The sequence below is a fragment of the Neobacillus paridis genome (assembly GCF_016765675.1).
In the GTDB taxonomy this organism is placed as follows: Bacteria; Bacillota; Bacilli; order Bacillales; family Cytobacillaceae; genus Neobacillus; species Neobacillus paridis.
Genome location: NZ_JAESWB010000082.1, coordinates 1 through 6269 on the forward strand (window position 1 = coordinate 1; position 6269 = coordinate 6269).

5 protein-coding genes are annotated in these 6269 nt (G+C 38.8%); all 5 read left to right on the forward strand.

Translation table 11 applies throughout. The features are described from left to right. Positions 1-134 precede the first annotated feature (134 nt). Positions 135-3185 (forward strand): type I restriction endonuclease subunit R, encoded by a 3051-nt coding sequence (locus tag JK635_RS05940; RefSeq protein WP_202653068.1) that lies wholly within the window; start codon positions 135-137, stop codon positions 3183-3185. Between the two features lie 101 nt (positions 3186-3286). Next, positions 3287-3874, forward strand: coding sequence for a shikimate kinase (locus tag JK635_RS05945; protein WP_202653069.1), 588 nt, complete (start codon positions 3287-3289; stop codon positions 3872-3874). Between the two features lie 401 nt (positions 3875-4275). Next, on the forward strand, positions 4276-4962 hold the full coding sequence (locus tag JK635_RS05950; protein ID WP_202653070.1) for an ArsR/SmtB family transcription factor: 687 nt from the start codon (positions 4276-4278) through the stop codon (positions 4960-4962). Positions 4963-5202: 240 nt separating this feature from the next. Then, positions 5203-5634, forward strand: coding sequence for a helix-hairpin-helix domain-containing protein (locus JK635_RS05955; RefSeq protein WP_202653071.1), 432 nt, complete (start codon positions 5203-5205; stop codon positions 5632-5634). Between the two features lie 115 nt (positions 5635-5749). Further along, the coding region (locus JK635_RS05960; RefSeq protein WP_202653072.1) for a response regulator transcription factor at positions 5750-6269 on the forward strand (520 nt) is incomplete at its 3' end.

Here is a 6269-nt window from a genome sequence, read left to right on the forward strand (position 1 = left end):
TCCCCCAACTTACGCTGTTCCCAAGCATAAAATAGGTAGAATCACCTTAATTCTATCGGCCTATTATGATATACTTTTTTAAAAGTAGATTTTTGGAAATTAAGCTGGAGCCTTTGCAGTAACGAGGTGAATATATGTCAATCAATTTTACCGCTGAATCAGTATTAGAAGAGAACTTAATCAATCAATTAACAAGTGGAATATCGCAATGGACGTATCGCAATGATTTACGTACGGAAGAACAGCTGTGGCAAAATGTCCGCAATAAGTTAGAGCAAAATAATAAGGACGTTCTGAATGAGGTACCGTTAACGGATCAAGAGTTTCGCCAAGTCAAAAACCAGCTTCAGTTTTCGAGTCCTTATGAGGCAGCGAAGTGGTTGGCTGGCGAGAATGGGATTGCAAAAGTACAGGTGCAACGGGAGGACGCGACACTTGGTACAATTCGTTTGAAAGTGATTAATCGTGCCGATATTGCAGGTGGAATGTCCTCTTATGAAGTGATCAATCAATTCGAAAGCGATAAGAAAAATATAGAGGATCGCAATCGCCGCTTTGATGTGACGCTTTTAATTAACGGGCTACCGATGATTCATATCGAATTAAAAAATCGTACACACCCGTTTATGGACGCTTTTCGCCAAGTCAAGAAATACTCGAAGGAAGGAAAATTCACTGGAATTTACTCTTCCCTGCAAATGTTTGTTGTGACGAATGGAACCGATACCCGCTACATTGCCGCTGCCCCCGATACGAAACTAAATGAGCAGTTCTTAGTAAAATGGGTCGATAAAGACAATGCACCCGTGAATCAATATTTGGACTTTGCACGGGATGTTTTGTCGATTCCAATGGCACATAAAATGGTGACACAGTATACCGTCATCGATAAAGACAAAAAGGCTCTAATTGTGCTGCGTCCCTATCAAATTCATGCAATTGAAGCGGTAAGAGAAGCCTCTAAGCGTCAAGAATCAGGGTATGTTTGGCATACGACTGGTTCAGGAAAAACACTGACTTCCTATAAAGTCGCTCGTAACTTGCTGTCGATTCCTTCTATTCAGAAAACGATATTCATTGTTGACCGTGTAGACTTGGACCAACAGACAACATCATCCTTTGAATCTTATGCAGAACATGACGTGATCGATATTGATGAAACGGACAATGTAAATGATTTAATTAAAAAACTATTATCACCCGACCGAACTGTTATCATCACAACCATCCAAAAGCTGAATTATGTTATGAAGCGGTTTAATGGAAAAGGCGACAAGAAAGCAGAAGCCTTACATAGACTTAAAATTGCCTTTATTGTCGATGAATGCCATCGTGCTGTTTCTCCACAGAAGAAGCAAGAGATTGAGGAGTTCTTTGTTTATTCCCTTTGGTATGGCTTTACAGGGACACCGATTTTTGCGGAAAATGCGAAGAAAGCTTTGGGCAATCTAGCTCGTACGACAGAAGAACAATATGGCAAGCGATTACATGAATACACAGTAAAAGAAGCAATTCATGACACAGCCGTCCTTGGGTTCCAAGTGGAATACAAAAGCACGATTTCAGAAGAGACCGTTAATGATGTTCTGCAACAGGTTGAACCAGACCTTGATGTATCTTCTTTGACCAAGAAGGATAAAGAAGAAAAATTACCAAAAAGTGTCTACTTAGACGAACGACATATGCTTAAAGTGATTGATTCAATCGTCAATCGCTCTCGTATGAAGCTTGGTTTCCAAAAGGGTGCGGGCCAAACGTATTCTGCAATATTAACAACTTCATCGATTGCCCAAGCGCAAGCCTATTATGATCTATTCAAGCAAGTGAAAGCGGGTCAATCGTCTATTACCATTAGCGAAAAAACAAAAAGTGTATTACCTGACTTCCCTAAAATCGCAATCACCTATTCGATTTCAGAAAATGAAGAAGTATCCATCACCAACCAGGACAAAATGAAGGAGTCATTACGTGATTATAATGACGAGTATGGTACAAGCTACACACTTGAAACCATTCGTGCTTACAACCGGAATGTCAATGATCGCTTAGCTCGAAAGAAGGACAAGTATTTATCTCGTTCCGAGCAGCTAGACCTTGTTATTGTCGTGGATCGTTTGTTGACGGGATTTGATGCTCCAAGTCTTTCGACACTTTTTATAGACCGCCAACCGATGAAGCCCCATGATTTAATTCAGGCTTTTTCACGTACGAATCGTTTATTTGATAAAGAAAAGAAATACGGGCAAATTGTTACGTTCCAAACACCGACAATTTTTGAAGAAAAAGTGAAGGAAGCGTTAGTGCTCTATTCAAATGGTGGAGAAAATGTCGTCTTAGCTCCAGAATGGAAAGAAGCATCAGAAGCCTTTATTTCAGCGATAGAGAAACTACGGAAAATTGCCAATACGCCCGATGTCGTGGATGGTATGACACGGCCACAAATGAAACAATTTGCGAAAGCGTACCAGCAATTAGATAAAGCTTTTGCATCTGTTCAAGTATATAGTGAATACGATGCGTCTCTACTAGGACGAGACTTTCCAATCACTGCAGAAGAAATTGAGATTTTCAATGGGAAGTATGTCAATGTGATTGAGCTATTAAGGAGCGATTCCCAAGACCCTGATGTTGAGGAAGTTGAAATTGATATTGAGTATGAGCTTGAATCGATTAAGACCGAAGAAATCAACTACGAATATATTCTCATGCTGATTCAATCCTTTGTACCTGAAGAAAATGAATTATTCGCAAATCAACAACAAAATGAAAAAGCAATGAAAGAGGTAGAGCAATACTTAACAGACCTAGCGAAAAACAATGAGAAACTAGCAGAGTTGATGAAGGAATTATGGAGCAATATTCTTCGTAATCCAGAAGAATATCGTGGACAGAATGTATCTATCTTACTCGAGGAAATGATTCAGCAAACAAGCTACAAACTAGTAGAAAACTTCTCAAAAAAATGGCATGTTAAAGAAGATGAATTAGCTTATTTGGTATCCAACTATAACCCAATAAAAGACAAACAAAGTGGTGAAGCGGAACTGAAACGCTCTAGTGATTACGAAGGATACAAAGCATCTGCAGAAAATCCAGTGAAGAAACTAACCTATTGGAAAGCAGTCAAACAGGATTTAGAGAAAATGATGATAGATGACATACTGCCGCTGCAAAAGCGAAATTAATTTTCTGAGGGCTATTCGAAAAAAAGCAATGTGTTCGAATTATGTATTTTGTGTTTTAAAGCAGGTTAACGGTATCAAGACGTGTCTGGAGGGGAAAATGGGTGAAAATTGTGATTACTGGTGTATCCTGTGTAGGAAAATCGACTATAGGAAAAATGTTGGCTGACAAACTGGGCTATAAGTTTTTTGACTTTGATTATGAAATTGAGGATTATTTTAACCGACCGATATCATTTCTAAAAAGAGAATTTTTAAATGAATATGGCTTTAGAAGGGAGGCAAGAGTTGTTCTATCCAAAATTCTTGAGGAGAATGAAGATAATTTTATTATCGCTATGCCACCAAGCGGATTGATGGATTTTTATTGGAGGATTATTAAGCAGGATGACAGTCTGGTAACGGTGGTTTTAAAAGACAAGGCAAAAAACATCTTGCAGCGAATAAGGTTTTATGATGATAACTCCAATCCAATTGAAGTGGAACTATCCAAAGAAAGTGAAAGGTATTATTTAAAAGATATTTCTCTTGATATAGAATACTTCGGAAGAACATATAATCGGGCAAACTATCAATATCGTATTGATGGAAAAAGCGCTTCCGTGGCGGTAGATGATTTAGAGGCATTACTTTACAGCCACAAGGCCAATTATGGAATGATGATTTCAACAGTTAATCAAACGTTTGTTTAAATAAAAATCAATAAAAATTCGGGCTGGATCCAGCAGCGGTCCAGTCCTTTTCTATGTGTCCAACATTTACCCAATCTCTTGTCCGTACTGGATTCATGCGACCACCAATCGCTTTTCAGTTGTATTCCACACCCCATAAACCCACAGGATTTCCAGTCTCTATACAGTTGGTTTCCTAACTGTAACACCGTCCCAAAATTGCTACATTTCAAGTCTTTTCTTATGACTCTTTTCTCTACTATGAGGAACATCTTTTTTACATAGTCAGAATATTCGATACAGAACAGAATAGAAAAAATAGAAAAAAATGGGGAAGTTCCTCTATTCCGGGGAAGAACTTGTAAGTCATAAATATTTCCACTATCATCGAAATATAGAATGTACAAGGGGATGGAAAAATAATGAGTGTAAATCCCAATATTGCTGAAGTTGTTTCTCTTATGGGGGAATCCTCACGAGCAGCGATTTTAACCAGTTTAATGGATGGACGCTTTCATACTGCTGGCGAATTAGCTTATATGGCTGCGATCAAACCACAAACAGCCAGTTTTCATCTCGCTAAATTGGTGGAGGCTGGATGTGTTATTGTTGAAAAGCATGGTCGTTTCCGTTATTATCAGCTTGCAAATCAAGAAATCGCCAATATTTTAGAGACCCTTTTGTCGGTTGCTCCACCTCCCAGAGTAAATTCGTTAATGCAATCTTCACAATTAAAGGCAATTCGGAATGCAAGAACTTGTTATGATCATTTGGCTGGATCATTAGGAGTAGGGTTAACTGAATCAATGGTGGGAGCTGGTTATCTGGAAAAAGAGGAAAAGGAGTTTAAAGTGACTTCCAAAGGCGAACAATTCTTTGCAGACTTCGGTATTGATATAGCTGCAGTAAGGAAAAAACGTCGATCCTTTTCTCGTGCTTGTCTTGATTGGAGCGAACGACACCATCATCTTGCAGGTGCTTTAGGTGAGGAACTTGCCACCAGACTTTTTGAATTAGAATGGATTGTTCGCTTACCAAAGACACGTGCAGTAAAAATTACTGAAAAAGGGAGATTGGGATTTAGGGAATATTTTCATCTCTCTATTTGAAAAAACACGATCCAATGTTGGAGTACCATTTTTGTCTAAAAAGAAGAGGTTCCTTATTTCTTAATTATCTTCCCGTAACATTATCCACTGCTAAGAGCAATAGAAATGACCTTTACACAAAAATTAACGTTATTTTAAAGAATATTTCAAGATCTTACGCAAACAGACGCTTATTTGTAATGTTGTGATTAAATTTTCTAAAATTTGAAGTTCTAAATACGCATAGTTGGAGGTGTGTCAATGTCTGTTAAACTAATGCTCACTTCTTCTGAAAAGAATGAATTGAGAAAGAATAAAATCAAGCTTGATGACATTTCAAAATTAGAGCCGTTATATTTGTCCGAGCTGCTAGGCATTCCTTTAGAACGAGCTAAAAAGGTAATTGCCAGTGCTCAGTTTCAGCAAATACCTTCAATAGGTCCAGCATTCGCTGAAGATCTTGTCACTTTGGGGTTCCTGAACCTAGAAGAATTAAAAGGTAAAAGCGGGGCTGAGCTTTTCGATTCATTTGAACTTCATTGTGGGCATAGAGTAGATCCTTGTGTTGAGGATCAATTTAGGCTCGTGGTTCATTATGCGGAAAACAAGTACTCTGATAAACAATGGTGGGATTTTACCTCTGAACGAAAAAAGTACAGAAATAAATATGGCTATCCACCAACAAGACCCTAATAGGCGGTATCATGCCACAAGATGGTTTCTTTTCATTTCTATTATTTGATCGTGGATTAGATATCGCTTGAGAAAAGCAAACCATTCATTTATTAAGATAGGAGGATTGATAACTGTGAGCGATAAAATACTTGTTGTAGACGATGAACGTGAAATTGCCGATTTGGTTGAGCTATACTTGAAAAACGAGAATTATACGGTTTTCAAATACTATACCGCCAAAGAAGCGTTGGAATGTATAGATAAGACCGTGCTTGACCTTGCCATATTGGACATCATGCTTCCCGGCGCGAGCGGCTTCGCTATCTGTCAAAAAATAAGGGACAAGCATACCTATCCCATTATCATGCTGACCGCGAAAGATACAGAGGTAGATAAAATTACAGGGCTGACAATCGGCGCGGACGATTATATAACGAAGCCCTTTCGCCCGCTGGAGTTAATTGCACGGGTCAAGGCGCAGTTGCGCCGATACAAAAAATACAATGGAGTAACGGCGCAGAACAAAAATGTTATCGTCCACTCCGGCCTTGTCATTAATATAAACACGCATGAGTGTTTTCTGAACGAAAAGCCGTTATCCCTTACTCCCACCGAGTTTTCAATCCTGCGCATCCTCTGTGAAAACAAGGGGA

Coding starts and splice junctions, on each gene's coding strand:
- JK635_RS05940 (WP_202653068.1), top strand. CDS start 135: ATGTCAATCAATTTTACCGCTGAATCAGTATTAGAAGAGAACTTAATC.
- JK635_RS05950 (WP_202653070.1), top strand. CDS start 4,276: ATGAGTGTAAATCCCAATATTGCTGAAGTTGTTTCTCTTATGGGGGAA.
- JK635_RS05955 (WP_202653071.1), top strand. CDS start 5,203: ATGTCTGTTAAACTAATGCTCACTTCTTCTGAAAAGAATGAATTGAGA.